Genomic DNA, 17,580 nt, shown 5'->3' with positions numbered 1-17,580 from the left:
AAATGAAAAAAATTCTTATAACTGGCGGTGCTGGTTTTATTGGTTCTCATGTAGTAAGACGTTTTGTAACTAAATATCCAGAATATCAAATTTTTAATTTGGATGCTTTAACTTATGCTGGAAATCTTGAGAATATTAAAGATGTTGAAAATCAACCTAATTATCATTTTGTAAAAGGTGATATTGTTGATGAGAATTTTATAAATGAACTTTTTACTGTACATAATTTTGATGGCATTTTGCATTTAGCAGCCGAATCACATGTTGACCGTTCTATCGAAGATCCTTTAGCATTTGTAAAAACAAACGTAATTGGTACAATGAATTTGCTCAACGCGGCAAAAAAGCAATGGAAAAGCAATTTTGATGATAAACGTTTTTATCATATTAGTACAGACGAAGTTTATGGCTCGCTTGGGGCTGAAGGTCTTTTTACGGAAACAACTCCTTATGATCCCAATTCTCCGTATTCAGCATCAAAAGCAAGCTCTGATCATTTTGTAAGAGCATACGGAGAAACCTATGGTTTGCCTTATGTTTTAACCAATTGTTCCAATAATTATGGTTCTTATCATTTTCCAGAAAAATTAATTCCACTTTTTATCAATAATATTATCAATAATAAACCATTACCAGTTTATGGAGATGGGAATTATACTCGTGATTGGTTATTTGTTGAAGATCATGCTATCGCAATTGATTTAATTTTTCATAAAGGAAAAAATCATGAAACTTATAATATTGGGGGTTTTAATGAGTGGAAAAACATTGATTTGGTGAAACTGCTTTGTCAAATAATGGATCAAAAGTTAGGAAGAAATGAAGGTACTTCCCAAAGGTTAATTACTTATGTAAAAGATAGACCAGGTCATGATCTACGTTACGCCATTGATGCTTCAAAAATTAATAGAGAGTTAGGATGGAAACCTTCCGTTACTTTTGAAGAAGGATTGGAAAGAACCATCAATTGGTATTTGAATAATGAAGAATGGTTACAAAATGTCACTTCAGGTTCTTACAAAGAGTATTATCAAAAACAATATTCTTAGATAATGAATAATTTTTTCTTTTAAACCAAATGGTTAAAATATAATTTAAATATGAAAAAGATAATATACGTTCTTATTTTGTTTTTTACTTTGCTCGTATCTTTTAATACAAATGCACAGGATATTCTTAAGTCAAAGGATTTGAGTACAGTAAAAGTGGATTATTTGTCAGATGATGATTTGGCTAAAATTAGTGCACAGCTAAAGAGTAATAATGCGACAATTGATCAGGTAGAATCTATGGCTTTATCAAAAGGGATGAGTCAGATTGAATTTAACAAGTTGAGAGCAAAACTTGCTGAATTTGAAAAGAAAAATTCGAAAGACGCTTCGAAAGATAAGAATAAAGACAACAAAACAAAAGCAGAAGATAAGGACTCTGAGTTTGGAAGGAAACAAGAAAAAATTAAAAATGATAAAGTAAAAGATTCATTAAACGCTCTGATTTTTGGATCCGAGTTATTTGATAATCCCACTTTAAATTTTGAACCTGATTTGAAAATGGCAACACCTATAAATTATGTATTGGGGCCAGGAGATAAATTGGAAGTTAGTGTATATGGTGTTCAACAATTTGATGATACTGTTCCGGTAAATTTTGAAGGTAAAATTACAATTCAAAATGTTGGACAAATAGCAGTAGCTGGAATGTCAATAGAAGCTGCGTCTCAAAAAATAAAAGCTTCAATTGCAAAAGTTTATAGTACAGTTAGATCTGGACAATCTCAGGTTAGTGTTAGTTTAAGTGATATAAGAACTATTAAAGTAACAATAGTGGGCGGAAAACAGCCTGGGAATTATTCTATTTCTTCTCTCGCTTCTGTTTATAATGCATTGCATTTAGCAGGAGGCCCTGGTAAAAATGGCAGTTACAGAAATATAGAATTAATCCGAAATAATAGAGTTTATAAAAATGTTGATATTTATAAGTTTTTAGTAAAAGGTGATCAGTCAGATAATGTTAATCTGAAAGACAACGATGTTATTCGAATTCCTGCTTATAGTCAAAGAGTAACGGTTGAAGGAGAAGTAAAAAGACCTGGAATTTTTGAAATGAAAAAGGGAGAGAAATTCATAGATTTATTAAACTTTGCATCTGGTTTTAATGAATTTGCTTATACAGCCTCAGTAAATGTGCTTCAGAAAACTGGTAAAGAGTTTAAAGTTCATGATATCAATGAAAGTGAATATAGTTCTTATGTTCCACAATCTGGAGATGTTTTTAAAGTGACCAAAATATTAAATCGATTTGAAAATCGTATTAAAATTGAAGGAGCTGTTTTTAGGCCAGATTATTATTCATATACGGAAGGAATGCGAATTTCAGATCTTGTTACGAGAGCAGAGGGGTTAAAGGAGGATGCATATACAAAAAGAGCAAGAATTATCCGTTTAAAAACAGATTTAACTACAGAAATAGTAAATGTAGATTTGAGTATGGCTTTATCAGGGAATTTAAATGCAGATATTGAATTAAAAAGAGAAGATATTGTTACAGTTTATTCTATTTTAGATTTTAGAGAAGAGTATAAAGTAACTATTGACGGAGAGGTGAAAAATCCTGGAAAATACGATTATTTTGATAATTTAACTTTAAACGATTTAGTAGTTCAGGTAGGCGGATTGACTGGTTCTGCTTCTAAGAGAGTGGAGATTGCAAGAATGGTAAAGTCAGATGTTATAGACGATGCTGATCCAAAAAGAATTGAATTAGTAGAACTCGAAATTACGGCTGACAATAACGAACAGGTTAAAAATTTTGTTTTGAAGCCATTTGACGTGATTAACATACGTAAAATGGCAGTGTATGAAAAACCAGAAATGGTCAAAGTGAGTGGTGCTGTTACATATCCAGGAAAGTATGTTTTAGCCAATAAAAAAGAAACCGTTTATAATGTAGTAATGAGAGCGGGGGGGCTAACCTCTATTGCTAATTTGGATGGAATGAAAATTAAAAGACCTATCAAAATAGAACAGATTGAGCAATTAGAAAGTATTAATTTAAATCTGGACAAGAAACAATTTACTGAAGATGGAAAAGAATTAAATACAAAAGGGAAAGATACACTTAATTCAAAATTATCTAAAAAGCTTAGAGATGAGTTAAAATATGCTACAATTCCTGTAAATTGGGAGAAAATAGTAAAAGATAAAAACCATTATTCAAATGTAACTTTATTTCCTGGTGATGAAATTGAGGTTGCAGTTTATAATGAGGGTGTTAAAGTTACTGGAAATGTATTGCTAACTTCTGAGATTCCATATAGAAGTGGGAAAGGATTTAAGTACTATTTGAATTCAGTTGGAGGTGTGGATAATAAAGGTTGGAAGAAAAAAGCATATATAATTTATCCTAATGGTAAGGCAGCGGTAACTAGTTCTTTTTTGTTTTTTAGATCTTATCCGAAAGTTGAGCCTGATTCTCAAATTGTAGTTCCTGAAAAACCTGAAACCAAAAAGATGTCAACTGGAGAATGGGTAGGTATTGGTAGTGTAATCTCTAGCTTGGCATTGTTAATTGTTACTGCTTTTAAATAAATTTTTGATGGAAAAGAAAGCTATTGAGAACGATGAAATTTCGTTAAAAGAGTTAATACAAAAAGTTAAGGAATGGCATTCATATTTGTTTTCTAAGTGGATGGTTATTGTTTTAGCTGGAGTAATTGGAGCATGTTTAGGTTTGACATATTCATTTATTAAGAAGCCAGTTTATACAGCTACATTAACATTTGCATTAGAAGATGAAAAAGGAGGTGGAGGTTTGGGTGGAGCATTAGGTTTGGCAAGTTCTTTTGGTTTAGATTTAGGCGCTGGCGGTGGCGGTATTTTTACAGCTTCCAACCTGACTGAACTATTTAAGTCCAGATCAATGGTAGAAAAAACATTATTAACATCAGTTATAGTAGATGGAAAAGTAATCTCCCTGGCTGAAATGTATATTCAAAATAATAAGTGGAGAAAAAAATGGAATGATAAACCTAGATTTAAATCTATTAAATTTTTGCCTAATGTTGATCGTAAAAGTTTTACAAGAGATCAGGATAGCATTATGGGAATGATGTATAAGAATTTGTCTAAAGAGGATTTGTTAGTTTCTCAAAAAGATAAAAAAGTATCGATCATCACAATGGATGTTTCTTCAACTAATGAATTATTCGCTAAATTTTTTTGTGAAGCATTGGCCAGACAAGTTGGTGAATTTTATGTTGAAACAAAAAGCAAAAAAGCTAGATTGAATATGGCAATCTTAGAGCGTCAAGTTGATTCTGTTAGAGGTGAGCTAAATGGAGCTATAACTGGAGTTGCGGTGGCCAACGATAATACGTTTAATTTAAATCCGGCTTTAAATGTACGTCGAGCTCCTTCGGCTAGAAGGCAAGTTGATGTTCAGGCAAATACTGCGATTCTTACAGAATTAGTAAAACAATCTGAATTAGCAAAAGTTACTTTGCGTAGAGAAACTCCACTAATACAAGTTATTGATAGACCTATTTTGCCATTATATAAAGAGCGTTTAGGGAAAGCAAAAGGAATAGTGATAGGAGGTTTTATCGCAGGATTTTTAGTAGTATTTATATTAATAGTTAAGCGATTGTTTAAATTAATATTTCATTAAGCTTTTCTATAAATAATATTTAATAAAATATAAATGAATATTCTTAAATTAATAGGTAGGCAGGAAGAAATATTTGGTAAAGATATCTCGGCTTACGAAAAACAATTATCAGAAATTGTCAGTAAATGTTCCTTTCTTGTTATTGGTGGTGCTGGCTCAATAGGACAAGCCGTAACTAAAGAGATATTTAAACGGAATCCTGCAAAACTGCATGTTGTTGACATCAGCGAAAACAATATGGTAGAATTAGTTAGGGACCTTCGTAGTTCTTACGGTTATATTGATGGTGATTTTCAAACTTTTGCTTTAGACATTGGTTCAATCGAATATGATGCCTTTATTAAATCTGATGGTCAATTTGATTATGTTTTAAATCTTTCCGCACTAAAACATGTTCGTAGCGAAAAAGATCCTTTTACCTTAATGAGAATGATTGATGTTAATGTTTTTAATACAGAAAAAACATTGCAACAATCAATTGACAATGGAACAAAAAAATATTTTTGCGTTTCAACTGATAAAGCAGCGAATCCTGTAAACATGATGGGGGCTTCGAAGCGAATTATGGAAATGTATTTAATGCGTAAAAGCGAGCAAATTAAGATCTCAACAGCTCGTTTTGCAAATGTTGCTTTTTCAGATGGGTCACTATTGCATGGTTTTAACCAGAGAATTATAAAAAAACAACCAATTGTGGCTCCAAATGATATTAAAAGATATTTCGTCACGCCAAAAGAATCGGGAGAATTATGTTTAATGTCGTGTATTTTTGGAGAAAATAGAGATGTTTTCTTTCCTAAATTAAGTGAGAGCTTGCATTTGATCACTTTTGCAGATATTGCTATAAGATATCTAGCTGAAATGGGTTATGAACCTCATTTATGTGAGAATGAAGAAGAGGCAAGAAACAATGTTGAAGATTTGATTAAGCAGAAAAAATGGCCATGTCTATTTACAGCAAGTGACACCACCGGAGAAAAAGATTTTGAGGAATTTTTTACAGAGAATGAAACTTTAGATAAGGAACGTTTTGAAAATTTAGGTGTTATTAAAAATGAGGCTAATTTCGAACAAGACAAATTGGAAAATTTTTCAGAAAAAATAGCGAAGATGAAATTTAACAAAACATGGAAAAAGGAAGAAATTGTTGATTTATTTCATTTAATGATTCCTAATTTTGGACATAAAGAAACGGGTAAGTATTTAGATTCAAAAATGTAATTATGAACGCCATTAATAGTACTATAGTTTTTATAAAAGAACAATATAAAACTAATGATTTTATACCACTTCATGTTCCTCGTTTTGGCGGTAATGAAAAAAAATACCTATTAGAAACAATTGATAGTACTTTTGTTTCTTCGGTAGGTGCATATGTTGATCAATTTGAAGAAACAATGCAAAATATAACTCAAACAGAAAAAGCGGTAGCAGTAGTAAATGGTACTGCCGCTATTCAGGTTGCTTTGCGTTTGATAGGTGTAAAGGGAGGAGATGAGGTGTTAACACAAGCTTTAACTTTTGTTGCTACAGCAAATGCTATAGCTTATCAAAATGCAACCCCAGTTTTTTTAGATGTAGATTTAGATACAATGGGATTATCGCCAAAAGCAGTTTCTCTTTTTTTGGAAGAATTTGGCGATTTACGTGAAGATGGCTGTTACAATAAAAAGACAGGAAAAAAAATTAGTGCCTGTCTTCCAATGCACACATTTGGATTTCCTGTGCATTTAGAAGAGTTGTTACTAATTTGTAATGCTTGGAAAATACCAATTCTTGAAGATGCTGCCGAATCATTAGGTAGTGAATATAAAGGAAAACCAACAGGAAGTTTTGGAAAGCTTGGTGCTTTTTCATTTAATGGAAATAAAATCGTTACATGTGGTGGTGGTGGCGCTATCGTTACAAATGATTTTAAATTAGGTGAAAAAGGAAAGTATTTAACAACAACGGCAAAGATTCCACATGCTTACGAATATGTTCATGATGAGATGGGATATAATTTTAGAATGCCTAATTTGAATGCCGCTCTTGCATGTGCGCAGTTAGAACAATTGACTAATTTTCTTGATAACAAGAGAAAATTAGCAAAGGAGTATGAATCTTTCTTTTCAGGCAATGGTATGAAATTTAGAACAGAAACTCCAGATACAAAAGCTAATTATTGGTTAATGTGTTTAGAATTAGAAAATAAGACCGATCGTGATTTGTTTTTGAAAGCTACAAATGACAATAAAGTGATGACCAGACCTATTTGGCAGTTAATGTATCGTCTACCAATGTACAATGGTTGTCAAAGAGATAAACAAATCAACGCAGAGTTTTTAGAAGAAAGAATTGTAAATATACCGAGCAGTGTCAGATAAGGAAGTGATTCTTGTTGGATATTCAGGACATGCTTATGTTGTTGCGGATACTATTTTGAATGACGGTATAAATATTATTGGATATTCAGATAAAGTAAAAGCAAATGTAAATCCTTACAATTTAACTTATTTGGGATTTGAAAAAGAATCAAATTTTATCGGATGGTCTAGAGAAATTCCTTTCGTAATAGGTATAGGTGACAATAAACTACGACAAAATATTTCAAACTTAATTGAAGAAAAAGGGAAAGTTGTTCAAACTATTATTGATAAGACAGCAAATATTTCCAGTAATGTTTCAATTGGATCAGGTACTTTTATTAATAAAAATGTAACTGTTAATTCTCTCGCTAGAATCGGTAAAAATGTAATTTTGAATACAGGATGTATTATCGAACATGAATGCATTTTGGGGGATGCAGTGCATGTTGCTCCCGGAGCGGTTTTAGCCGGAAATGTTACAATTGGTGAAAGAAGTTTTGTGGGAGCAAATTCAGTTGTGAAGCAAGGCGTTAATATTGGGAAGGATGTAATAATTGGTGCAGGTTCTGTCATTATTACTAACATTCCAGATGGAAAAAAAGTTGTAGGTAATCCTGGAAGAATAATTTAAAAAATGAACAAAGTAATTATTATAGCTGAAGCTGGAGTAAATCATAACGGAGATATAGAAATAGCAAAAAAATTAATAGATGCTGCTGTAGAAGCTGGCGTTGATTATGTGAAATTTCAAACTTTTAAAGCGGATAATCTTGTAAGTAAATCTGCAAAAAAAGCTACGTATCAAAGTGTAAATATTAATGATGGTGATGATTCTCAGTACACAATGTTGAAGAATTTGGAGTTAAGTCACGAGAATCATTTAGAATTAATGTCTTATTGCTCAGAAAGAAATATTAATTTTTTCTCTACAGCATTTGATGTTGAGGGAGTGAACTATTTAAATGATTTAGGTCTTACATTTTTTAAAATACCAAGCGGAGAAATAAGCAACTATCCTTACTTAAAAGCTGTAGCTTTATGTAAAAAGCCAGTTATTATGTCAACAGGAATGTGCTCGGAAAATGATATTGAAAAAGCCTTGGAAGTACTGGTAAAATTTGGACTATCGAAGGATATGATTTCAATTTTGCATTGTAATACAGAATATCCAACTCCGATGAAAGATGTTAATCTTAAAGCAATGCTTTCAATTAAAGAAAAATTTCAGACTCCAATAGGATATTCAGATCATACTCTAGGTATTGAAGTGCCTGTTGCCGCTGTTGCTTTAGGAGCAAAAATTATAGAAAAGCACTTTACTCTTGATAAAACTTTACCAGGACCAGACCATGTTGCATCTTTAGAGCCAAATGAATTGAAAGAGATGGTTTTGGCAATTCGCAATATTGAATTGGCTGTAAGTGGAGATGGGGAAAAAGCTCCAAGCGAAAGTGAAACAAAAAATATTGCTATTGCAAGAAAAAGCATTCACTTAACTAAGAATCTACAAAAAGGACATATTTTAACTGATGATGATCTTATACCATTGCGACCAGGAGATGGTATTTCTCCAATGGAATGGGAAAAAGTGATTGGAAAAAAACTGAATACAGATAAGACTGAATTTGATAAACTTTTATTTTGTGATATTCAATGAAACTAGGTGTTTTAACAAGTTCACGTGCTGATTACGGTATATATCTTCCTTTGCTTAATAAGATTAAAAACGATGTTTTTTTTGAGCTGGAAATTATTGCCTTTGGAACTCATTTATCCAGAAGTCATGGTTATACGCTAAAAGATATAGAAAAAGACAGTTATAATTGCATTCATACAATATCATCTTTAATTTCTAACGATAGCGAAGAATCGATTGCTTCCTCTTATGGGCTAACTGTTTTAAAATTCGCAGATTTTTGGCAGAATCATAAATATGATTTAGTATTTTGTTTGGGAGATCGTTTTGAAATGAGTGCTGCTGTTCAGTCAGGAATTCCCTTTGGAGTTAAATTCGCACACCTGCATGGAGGAGAAACAACTTTAGGAGCTATTGATAACATTTACCGTCATCAAATTACTTTGGCTTCAACCCTTCATCTTACGGCAACAGATATATTTGCTGATAAAGTTTGTAACCTTTTAGATTTTCCACAAAATGTTTTCACGATAGGATCTTTAAGCTTAAATGATATTAAAAGTTTTGTTCCAATAGAAAGACAAACTTTTTTTGAGAAATTTGGAATACCAGATGAAGAATTCGTGCTAGTTACTTTCCATCCTGAAACGATGTCTTCGCAAGATAATTTTCGGTACGCTGAAGAGATGAAAAAATCTCTGAAGAATATTTCAAAAGATAGATTTATTGTAATTACAATGCCAAATGCTGACACACAAGGATCGATTTACAGAGAAGCTATCGAAAAATTAAAATTAGAGGTTCCGGATAGAATTTTGCTAATTGAAAATTTTGGTAAGATAAATTACTTTTCAGCGATGTATTATTCGGCATTATTATTAGGAAATACTTCAAGTGGAATTCTAGAAGCTGCTTCATTTGAAAAGTATGTTGTTAATGTTGGAGACAGACAAAAAGGAAGAGCTCAAAGCAAAAATATTATAAATTGTGAATTTGAAGAAAAAGCGATCGTTTCTTCTGTCAACAAAGCCTTAGAATCTGGCGTTTACATAGGCGAAAATATTTATTTTAAACTAGATGCAGCAGATAACATAATTAAAATCATTAAACAATTTTCATGAGAATTTATAAAGACCATTTAATTCTTTCAGGAAGTAAAATAAAGCAAGCTTTACTTAAGTTCAATGAATTGTCTCAAGATGCCATACTTTTTGTTGTTGATAACGAAGATAAGTTGATAGGAGCATTAACAGATGGAGATGTTAGACGAGGCTTACTTAAAGGATTTACAATCGAATGTAATGTTGATGAGATTATTCAAGATAATCCAAGATATATTGTCAAAGGAGAAAATAATCTTAAAAAAATTATAGAATATCGCGAAGGTGATTTTAGAATTGTACCGGTTGTTGATGAAAAGCGTAAAGTTGTAAATGTTATCAATTTTAGAAAAATTAGGTCTTATCTTCCTATAGATGCTGTTATTATGGCTGGTGGAAGAGGGCAAAGACTTCAACCTCTAACAGATACCGTTCCTAAACCGCTTTTAAAAGTTGGTGAAAAGCCAATCATGGAACATAATCTGGATAGATTAGCTTTGTTTGGAATTGATGATTTTTGGGTTTCTGTAAAATATTTAGGTGAACAAATTGAGCAGCATTTTGGAAAAGGTGAAAACAAAAATGTCAAAATTGAATATGTTTGGGAAAACGAACCTTTAGGTACCATTGGAGCAGTATCCCAAATTAAAAATTTTGAGCACGATTATATTCTTGTTACAAATTCAGATTTGTTGACCAATATAGATTATGAGCAATTTTTTCTTGAATTTATCAAACAAGATGCTGATTTAGCTGTTTTAACTATTCCATATCAAGTCAATATACCATATGCTGTTTTAGAAACAGTTAAAGGTGAAGTGAAAAGTTTTAAAGAAAAACCGACTTATACCTATTATTCGAATGGTGGAATATATTTGATTAAAAAGAAAATGTTAGACTTCATTCCAAAGGAAACATTTTTTAATGCAACAGATTTGATGGAAAAGCTAATTAGTAAAAATCTAAAAGTTATTTCTTTCCCTTTTTCAGGTTATTGGTTAGATGTTGGAAAACACGAAGATTTTGAAAAAGCTCACATTGATATTCACAACATAAAATTTTAAAATGAAAATATTAATAACTATTTGTGCCAGAGGCGGATCTAAAGGAATTCCAGGTAAAAATATAAAAGATATTAATGGTAAGTCATTAATCGGGTATTCAATTGACTTAACAAAAAAAATAAAAGAGAAATTTGATGTGAAAGTAGCTTTATCTACAGATGACGAAGCTATAAAAGAAAAAGCGAAGTCATTTGGTTTAAATACCGATTATTCACGACCTGATTATTTAGCAACTGATACTGCAGGAAAAATAGATACAATAAGAGATTTATTGCTTTATGAAGAATCTATTGCAAATAATAAATATGATTTTATTTTAGATCTTGATGTTACTTCTCCTCTTCGAACTTTTGAGGATATTGAGAATGCATTAAATATTATTCTTGAAAATCCTGAAGCACTAAATTTATTTTCTGTAAATCCGGCTGCAAGAAGTCCTTACTTTAATATGGTTGAAAAAAATGCAGAAGGCTTTTATTCACTAGTTAAAACTAATCCTGATGGAAGTGTAATGACTCGTCAATCTGCTCCGAAAGTATACGAATTAAATGCATCATTTTATTGGTATAGAAGATCTTTTTTTGACAAAGAAATAAAAAGTGCAATTACAGATAAATCGTTAATTTATGAAATGAATCATATATGTTTCGATTTAGATCATCCAGTTGATTTTTTATTTATGGAATATCTACTTCAAAATAAGAAACTTGATTTTGAATTATGAAAATACTGATTATTGGTTTAGGTTCAATTGCTAGAAAGCATATCAGTGCTCTACAAAATTTGAATATAAAAAATCTTAATATTTATGCATTACGATCAAATTTAAATTCAGAGATTGAAGAAGGAATTGAAAACATTTATGGTCTTGAAAACTTAGAAATTGCTTTTGATTTTGCTATTATTTCTAATCCAACTAATTTACATTTTGAATTTATTGAAAAACTAGCAAGATTAAATATTCCTTTATTTATTGAAAAACCTGCATTACATACTTTGAAAGGTGCTGATAAATTAATTGAGTTAATTGAGAATAAACAAATTGTTACCTATGTGGCTTGTAATTTAAGATTTCATCCTTGTATTGAGTATTTAAAAAACAAATTAAGTGATGCGAATTTAAAAATTAATGAAGTAAATATTTATTGTGGGTCATATTTACCAGATTGGAGACCTAATGTAAATTTTAGAAATGTATATAGTGCAAATGCAGCAATGGGTGGAGGTGTTCATTTAGATTTATTTCATGAACTTGATTACACTGGTTGGTTATTTGGAATTCCTAATAAAAGCAAATCAACTTTAAGAAATGTCTCAAGTTTAAATATTGATGCAATTGATTATGCAAATTATGTTTTAGAGTATGATACTTTTACAGCAAATGTTATATTGAATTACTATAGAATTAAACCCAAAAGAATAATTGAAGTTGTTTGTGATAATAAAATTTTAGAAGCAGATTTAATAAATAATCGAATTTTAAATGATGAGAATAATATAGTTTTTGAAGCTCCTGATTTTGAGGTTAAAAATACTTATAGTTTTCAATTAGATTATTTTATAAACTGTTTGAGAAATAATTTGCATCCAATGAACTCTCTTAAAGAATCGATAGAAATATTAAAGATTATCTTAAAAGATGAATAATAGATTAGAAAATAAAATAATTATAGTTACAGGAGGCAATGGTCTTTTGGGAAAAGCGATTATAAGTCGACTAATTTCTGAAGGAGCGTTTTGTATCAACTTTGAAATAAATCATGAAACAAATGAAGATTTGTCTAATGTGTATTGTGATATAACTGATTCTTCTTCCATTGATAAGGCACTAGAAATAGTTTTAATAAAGTATAATAAAATTGATGGACTTGTAAATAATGCCTATCCAAGAACAAAAGATTGGGGAAATAAATTTGAAGACATTGTTTTTGAGTCATGGAAGCAAAATGTGGATTGGCAGTTAAATAGCTATTTTTATTTAACCCAAAAAGTTGCTTCAGAAATGGCAAGTCAAAAAACAGGAAGTATAATTAATATGGCTTCAATTTATGGTGTAGTTGGTGCAGATTTCAGTGTTTATGAAGGTACAACAATGACAATGCCAGCTGCATATTCTGCAATAAAGGGAGCGCTTGTTAATTTTACAAGATATGTAGCATCATACTTTGGACCACAGCAAGTAAGAGTAAATACAGTTTCTCCGGGAGGTATATTTGATAATCAGAATGAAGTTTTTGTAAACAATTATTGCAAAAAAGTTCCCATGAGAAGACTAGGTACACCAGAAGATATAGCCCCAACAGTGGCCTTTTTACTTTCTGATGATTCAAAATATATTACAGGTCAAAATTTAATAATAGACGGAGGATGGACAGCAATATAAAAAAATGCTTAATAATTGGTGCTGGTCAATTAGGAAGTAGACATTTACAAGGATTAGTTAAATACCAAGAACAATTAGAAATTTTTGTCTTAGATACGTCATCTGATTCCCTTAAAATAGCTCAAGAAAGAGAAGAAGAAATAAATCACAAACATATTTTAACTTATACCCAGTCTTGGGATAGCTTACCTGAGTTTTTTGATTTAGTTATAATAGCCACAAGTGCTAATGCAAGAGAATTGATTATTAATGAGTTGCTAAAAAGATCTAAGGTTGGTTTTTTAGTGTTAGAAAAAGTGCTTTTCCAAGATCTGGAGGCATATGAAAGAGTCGGTGTATTATTAAATAAATATGACACAATTACATATGTGAATCATCCTCGCAGAATGTCTAGGTCTTACAATAATTTAAAAGAAACTATTCAATTTAGCGAATCAAGAGTGTATAATGTAGTTGGAGGAAATTGGGGTCTAGGATGTAATGCTTTACATTTTTTAGATCTATTAGTCTATATTTCAGGAAAAAAAATTAAAGAAATAAACGTTGACGCAATCGATGATTATTTGATTGAGAGCCCTAGAAAAGGATTTGTTGAATTCACAGGTACTCTAACTGGATTCTTAGAAGATAAATCAATTTTTACTATTACATCTTTTAAAGGAAATGTAAATCCTATAACAGTTAGCATGTTTAGTAGCGAAGAACGTTTTTTTGTTCAAGAAGGAGGAAGCCCACAAATCCACAAATTAGATGCAAATAATTCTTTTAAACTAAATATTAGTGATTTTAATATTCAATATCAAAGTGAATTAACTGCTAATATTGCAAAAGAATTATTTGAAAACAATGTTTGTTCATTGCCTTTATTTGAAGAAGCCAGACATACTCATGAGTTATTTATTACGGCAATGTTAGAAAAGTATAATAAAATTGCAGGATTGCAGACTAAAGTTTTACCAATCACATAATGAAAAAGAACATTTTATTAGTGGGAACTGGGCCAATGGCTCTAGATTATGCTAAAGTATTAATTGCCCAAAATTTTTCTTTTCAAGTGGTGGGAAGAGGTCAAGAATCCGCCAAAAGATTTGAAGAAGGAACAGGTATAAAACCATTTGTAGGTGGTCTTCAAAAATACTTGGAAACCAGTAGTGTAGAGGATAATACTTATGCAATAGTCGCTACTGGAACAGAAGGATTAATGTCTTCTTTACTTTCCGTACTACAAGCTGGAGTTGAAAAAGTTTTGATAGAAAAGCCAGCAGCGATTAGCATTGAGGAATTGATTGAAAATAAAGAAAAATTATCCGTCTACTCTGAAAAAGTTTTTGTCGCTTATAATAGAAGATTTTATGCTTCGGTTATTGAAGCTCAAAAAATGATTGAAGAAGACGGTGGTTTGCAAACAATGCATTTTGAATTTACGGAATGGGCACATAAAATTGAACCATTGACAAAAGCTCCAGGTGTTAAAGAAAATTGGTTTTTTGCAAATTCTACGCACGTTGTTGATCTTGCTTTTTACTTAGCCGGAAAACCGATCCAATGGCAAGCGTATTCTAAATCGGGAGTTTTAAAATGGCATTCTAAAACTAATTTTACCGGAGCGGGAATAACAGAAAAAGGCGTGTTATTCAGTTATTTATCTAATTGGGAAAGTGCTGGAAGATGGGCAGTGGAATTGCTTACTGAAAAGAGAAGAATTTACTTGAAACCTATGGAGGGTATTAGTGTTCAAGAAAAGGATACTATAGCGGTTATTGAGTATAAATTAGATGATTCTTATGATGTGCAATTTAAACCGGGATTATATTTGCAAGTAGAAGCTTTTCTTGCTGATCGTAATGATAGAATGTTAAATCTAAAAGAGCATACCGCCATTTCAGCTGAAATATTTAATACCATTATTCAATAGCTTTGAACATGAACGAAAGGTATACAGTAATTATCCCAGAGCATAACAGACCTGATCATCTTAAACGTCTTTTGGATTATTTTTTAAGTTTTAACTTAAAAATAATTGTTGCGGATTCTTCAAATGTTGAATTTAAGTATCTAGATGAATTTTATGACAAAATAATTTATAAGTTTTATCCTAAAGTTGGTTTAGCAGATAAGTTATACAAAATTCTTCCCCTTATAGATACACCATATGTAGTAATGTGTGCAAATGACGATTTTTTAGTGCCACAAGCAATAGAAGATATTATTTCTTATTTAGAGATTCATAAAGAATATAATTCAGGTCAGGGTATTTATACAGATTTTACGCCTTTAGAAGATAGTATTTCATGTTCGGTAAGATATAAAAATACAATGGATATTGATCTTAATAATGAATTGCCGTCGCAAAGGTTGCTTACTCTTCAAGGTAATTATTTTCAGTACTACTACTCTGTTTTTAGAAAATCGTCTTTTAGCGAAGTGGTTTCATCAGTTATTGTAGATGGATCTTCTGTTATTAAAAATTTATGCCTTTTAGAATCCTATATCTCATCCTATACCGCCATTGATGGTAAGCATATCATAATACCTTCTTTTTATTCGGCTCGTGAAAATATCGAAGATTCTGCGGCTTCTCATACAGATACAATTCCTGTTATAATAAAGAAAAAGAAATACAAGAAAGAGTATTTAAATTATTTAGATCTTTTAAGTAAAACTCTAGCATCAAAGGAAAATCTGAATACTAACGTAGCTAATGATATTGTTATCGAATCTGTTAGTATTTACGTAAAGCAGATTTATCCTGATTTTTTCACGATAAAAGGTAAAACGAAATATTATATTAAAGAATTTTTAAAAGAAATTGGAGTAGCTTCTTTCTTAAGAAATTATAGATATAAAGAACTTAAAGAAGTATCAGGCTTTCCAGCTGATTTGAAAGGAAAGGAACACTGGGACAAGATTAAATTAATTATACAGAAGTATGATTATTTATATAAAAAATAAAAAAATTGGCAGACTTTAAAGAAATTTTGAGGCATGGGGCTAATTATCTCGTTGCTAATTTAGCAACAAAAGCCTTAGCTTTTATCTCAATACCGGTATATACACGTTTGCTGACAACAAATGATTTTGGAATTGTAAATGTCTTTTTAGGAGTTTCGGGCATTTTGAGCAGTTTACTGACTTTATGCTGTGATCAAGCTGTTAGTAGATATTATTTTGACAAACATGATGATGAGGACTTTAAAAAGTTTGTAGGAACATCTTCAATTATTGCAACTATCGTTTTTATTTTAAATAGTTTAATTCTGCTATCTTTATCAGGATGGATTTCAAGATTAACAGGACTAAATTTGATACTTGTTTATTTATTGATTCCTTACACGCTTATCAATATCATAGGTTTAACTTATGAACAAATATATACTGTGCTTAGACAAAGTAAGCGAATTGCAATTTCATCATTGCTTAGAGCGTATATCGGTTTCACTTTAGCAATTATACTCATATATCTTTTTAAAGATGATAAATATTTGGCGCAGGTTTTAGGATTAATCTCCGCAGGAATTATTATGATTTTTATTTGGATAAAAGGAATTCTGAAATATTTCACATTAATTTTTGATAAAAAATATTTAAGATATATTTTAAAATTTTCTGTTCCGTTAATACCATATGCCTTAAGTGGAGTGATAATAGAACAATTTGGGAAAATAGCAATAGGAACTTCTTTAAGTATAAGTCAGGCTGGTTTTTATAGCTTAGCTTTAACAATTAGCGGTTTAGTTGGTATTGTTACAACAGTTACTCATCAGGCTTGGGCACCTTATTATTTTGAATACATGAATTCGAAAGATTATAAAGGTCATGATTCTGATATTAAGAGAATATTTGCAATAACTTTAATTGCGGCGATGGGAATTTCGACCTTTGGTAATGAAATCGGTTTAGTTCTGGCAAGTAAGTCATTTACTTCTTCACTTTACTTAATACCAATATTTGTATATGGATTTGTATTTCATCAGTTTGCATATGTTTACATGAGAAATTTTTCTTTTGTACACAAAACATTTTATTCGTCATTAGTAGTAATAACGGCCGGAATTGTTAATGTTGTTTTAAATATTTTTGTAATTCCAAAATTTGGAGAAGTAGGTGCAGCTATTTCTTTTGTTATATCTTATTTGTCTATGGCAATCTTTGCCTGGATAGCATCTAGATTTATTATTAAATGTTACAGCACTCCAATTATCAAATTAATAATGCCTTTACTCTTGTATGTTTTATTTAACAGTCCTGTTTTTTTTATTTATTTAATAGATGACTTTTACTTACAAATAGTTGTGAAGATTATTTTAGTAATTGGGTTTATTCTTGCGATATTTTGGAGAGATAAAAATTTTATAATATCATTAATTAAAAAGGCTTAAGAAGT

General features: G+C 30.7%; 16 protein-coding genes. All 16 read left to right on the top strand.

From position 1 onward, the window contains the following. Positions 1 to 2: 2 nt before the first annotated feature. The 16 genes from rfbB to ACHRVL_RS21525 are packed head-to-tail and all read left to right on the top strand — an operon-like array spanning position 3 to position 17,575. Entirely contained in the window at positions 3 to 1,049 is a 1,047-nt protein-coding gene (gene rfbB / locus ACHRVL_RS21600) for a dTDP-glucose 4,6-dehydratase (RefSeq protein ID WP_395415379.1), read from the top strand. A 51-nt stretch (positions 1,050 to 1,100) separates the two neighbouring features. Next, positions 1,101 to 3,587 carry an SLBB domain-containing protein gene (locus tag ACHRVL_RS21595; protein ID WP_395415378.1) on the top strand — a complete coding sequence of 829 codons (2,487 nt, stop codon included), beginning with the start codon at positions 1,101 to 1,103 and terminating at the stop codon, positions 3,585 to 3,587. 7 nt (positions 3,588 to 3,594) lie between these two features. Continuing rightward, a complete protein-coding gene (locus tag ACHRVL_RS21590; RefSeq protein ID WP_395415377.1) occupies positions 3,595 to 4,665 on the top strand; it encodes a Wzz/FepE/Etk N-terminal domain-containing protein in 1,071 nt (356 codons plus the stop codon). A gap of 33 nt (positions 4,666 to 4,698) precedes the next feature. Further along, entirely contained in the window at positions 4,699 to 5,886 is a 1,188-nt protein-coding gene (locus ACHRVL_RS21585; RefSeq protein WP_395415376.1) for a UDP-N-acetylglucosamine 4,6-dehydratase, read from the top strand. 2 nt (positions 5,887 to 5,888) lie between these two features. Then, positions 5,889 to 7,031: a LegC family aminotransferase gene (locus tag ACHRVL_RS21580; protein ID WP_395415375.1), complete on the top strand. Its 1,143-nt coding sequence runs from the start codon at positions 5,889 to 5,891 to the stop codon at positions 7,029 to 7,031. Continuing rightward, complete coding sequence (locus tag ACHRVL_RS21575; protein WP_395415374.1) at positions 7,021 to 7,644, top strand: acetyltransferase; 624 nt, start codon at positions 7,021 to 7,023, stop codon at positions 7,642 to 7,644. The genes ACHRVL_RS21580 and ACHRVL_RS21575 overlap by 11 nt, the downstream gene beginning before the upstream one ends. Before the next feature lie 3 nt (positions 7,645 to 7,647). Then, positions 7,648 to 8,670: an N-acetylneuraminate synthase gene (gene neuB / locus ACHRVL_RS21570; protein WP_395415373.1), complete on the top strand. Its 1,023-nt coding sequence runs from the start codon at positions 7,648 to 7,650 to the stop codon at positions 8,668 to 8,670. Continuing rightward, positions 8,667 to 9,770: a UDP-N-acetylglucosamine 2-epimerase gene (gene neuC / locus ACHRVL_RS21565; RefSeq protein WP_395415372.1), complete on the top strand. Its 1,104-nt coding sequence runs from the start codon at positions 8,667 to 8,669 to the stop codon at positions 9,768 to 9,770. Before neuB ends, neuC begins: the two co-directional genes overlap by 4 nt. Then, positions 9,767 to 10,813, top strand: coding sequence for a nucleotidyltransferase family protein (locus ACHRVL_RS21560; protein ID WP_395415371.1), 1,047 nt, complete (start codon positions 9,767 to 9,769; stop codon positions 10,811 to 10,813). Before neuC ends, ACHRVL_RS21560 begins: the two co-directional genes overlap by 4 nt. Position 10,814: 1 nt before the next feature. After that, a complete protein-coding gene (locus ACHRVL_RS21555; RefSeq protein ID WP_395415370.1) occupies positions 10,815 to 11,537 on the top strand; it encodes a cytidylyltransferase domain-containing protein in 723 nt (240 codons plus the stop codon). Continuing rightward, positions 11,534 to 12,460 (top strand): Gfo/Idh/MocA family protein, encoded by a 927-nt coding sequence (locus ACHRVL_RS21550; RefSeq protein WP_395415369.1) that lies wholly within the window; start codon positions 11,534 to 11,536, stop codon positions 12,458 to 12,460. The genes ACHRVL_RS21555 and ACHRVL_RS21550 overlap by 4 nt, the downstream gene beginning before the upstream one ends. Beyond that, entirely contained in the window at positions 12,453 to 13,196 is a 744-nt protein-coding gene (locus tag ACHRVL_RS21545) for an oxidoreductase (protein ID WP_395415368.1), read from the top strand. The genes ACHRVL_RS21550 and ACHRVL_RS21545 overlap by 8 nt, the downstream gene beginning before the upstream one ends. Next, entirely contained in the window at positions 13,181 to 14,164 is a 984-nt protein-coding gene (locus ACHRVL_RS21540) for a Gfo/Idh/MocA family oxidoreductase (RefSeq protein ID WP_395415367.1), read from the top strand. Before ACHRVL_RS21545 ends, ACHRVL_RS21540 begins: the two co-directional genes overlap by 16 nt. Further along, positions 14,164 to 15,111, top strand: coding sequence for a Gfo/Idh/MocA family oxidoreductase (locus ACHRVL_RS21535; protein ID WP_395415366.1), 948 nt, complete (start codon positions 14,164 to 14,166; stop codon positions 15,109 to 15,111). Before ACHRVL_RS21540 ends, ACHRVL_RS21535 begins: the two co-directional genes overlap by 1 nt. A gap of 8 nt (positions 15,112 to 15,119) precedes the next feature. Further along, positions 15,120 to 16,148 (top strand): TIGR00180 family glycosyltransferase, encoded by a 1,029-nt coding sequence (locus ACHRVL_RS21530; RefSeq protein WP_395415365.1) that lies wholly within the window; start codon positions 15,120 to 15,122, stop codon positions 16,146 to 16,148. Between the two features lie 5 nt (positions 16,149 to 16,153). Further along, positions 16,154 to 17,575 (top strand): oligosaccharide flippase family protein, encoded by a 1,422-nt coding sequence (locus ACHRVL_RS21525; protein ID WP_395415364.1) that lies wholly within the window; start codon positions 16,154 to 16,156, stop codon positions 17,573 to 17,575. The last annotated feature ends 5 nt before the right edge of the window (positions 17,576 to 17,580 follow it).

It is taken from the genome of Flavobacterium sp. FlaQc-28, assembly GCF_044007415.1.
Classification (GTDB): Bacteria; Bacteroidota; Bacteroidia; order Flavobacteriales; family Flavobacteriaceae; genus Flavobacterium.
The sequence above is the reverse complement of the archived record's forward strand: the minus strand, read 5'-3'. Positions and strand labels throughout refer to the sequence as shown.

What these genes read in the sequence shown, in the direction of transcription:
- rfbB (WP_395415379.1), top strand. Translation starts at nt 3, where the DNA reads ATGAAAAAAATTCTTATAACTGGCGGTGCTGGTTTTATTGGTTCTCAT.
- ACHRVL_RS21595 (WP_395415378.1), top strand. Translation starts at nt 1,101, where the DNA reads ATGAAAAAGATAATATACGTTCTTATTTTGTTTTTTACTTTGCTCGTA.
- ACHRVL_RS21590 (WP_395415377.1), top strand. Translation starts at nt 3,595, where the DNA reads ATGGAAAAGAAAGCTATTGAGAACGATGAAATTTCGTTAAAAGAGTTA.
- ACHRVL_RS21585 (WP_395415376.1), top strand. Translation starts at nt 4,699, where the DNA reads ATGAATATTCTTAAATTAATAGGTAGGCAGGAAGAAATATTTGGTAAA.
- ACHRVL_RS21580 (WP_395415375.1), top strand. Translation starts at nt 5,889, where the DNA reads ATGAACGCCATTAATAGTACTATAGTTTTTATAAAAGAACAATATAAA.
- neuB (WP_395415373.1), top strand. Translation starts at nt 7,648, where the DNA reads ATGAACAAAGTAATTATTATAGCTGAAGCTGGAGTAAATCATAACGGA.
- neuC (WP_395415372.1), top strand. Translation starts at nt 8,667, where the DNA reads ATGAAACTAGGTGTTTTAACAAGTTCACGTGCTGATTACGGTATATAT.
- ACHRVL_RS21560 (WP_395415371.1), top strand. Translation starts at nt 9,767, where the DNA reads ATGAGAATTTATAAAGACCATTTAATTCTTTCAGGAAGTAAAATAAAG.
- ACHRVL_RS21555 (WP_395415370.1), top strand. Translation starts at nt 10,815, where the DNA reads ATGAAAATATTAATAACTATTTGTGCCAGAGGCGGATCTAAAGGAATT.
- ACHRVL_RS21550 (WP_395415369.1), top strand. Translation starts at nt 11,534, where the DNA reads ATGAAAATACTGATTATTGGTTTAGGTTCAATTGCTAGAAAGCATATC.
- ACHRVL_RS21545 (WP_395415368.1), top strand. Translation starts at nt 12,453, where the DNA reads ATGAATAATAGATTAGAAAATAAAATAATTATAGTTACAGGAGGCAAT.
- ACHRVL_RS21540 (WP_395415367.1), top strand. Translation starts at nt 13,181, where the DNA reads ATGGACAGCAATATAAAAAAATGCTTAATAATTGGTGCTGGTCAATTA.
- ACHRVL_RS21535 (WP_395415366.1), top strand. Translation starts at nt 14,164, where the DNA reads ATGAAAAAGAACATTTTATTAGTGGGAACTGGGCCAATGGCTCTAGAT.
- ACHRVL_RS21530 (WP_395415365.1), top strand. Translation starts at nt 15,120, where the DNA reads ATGAACGAAAGGTATACAGTAATTATCCCAGAGCATAACAGACCTGAT.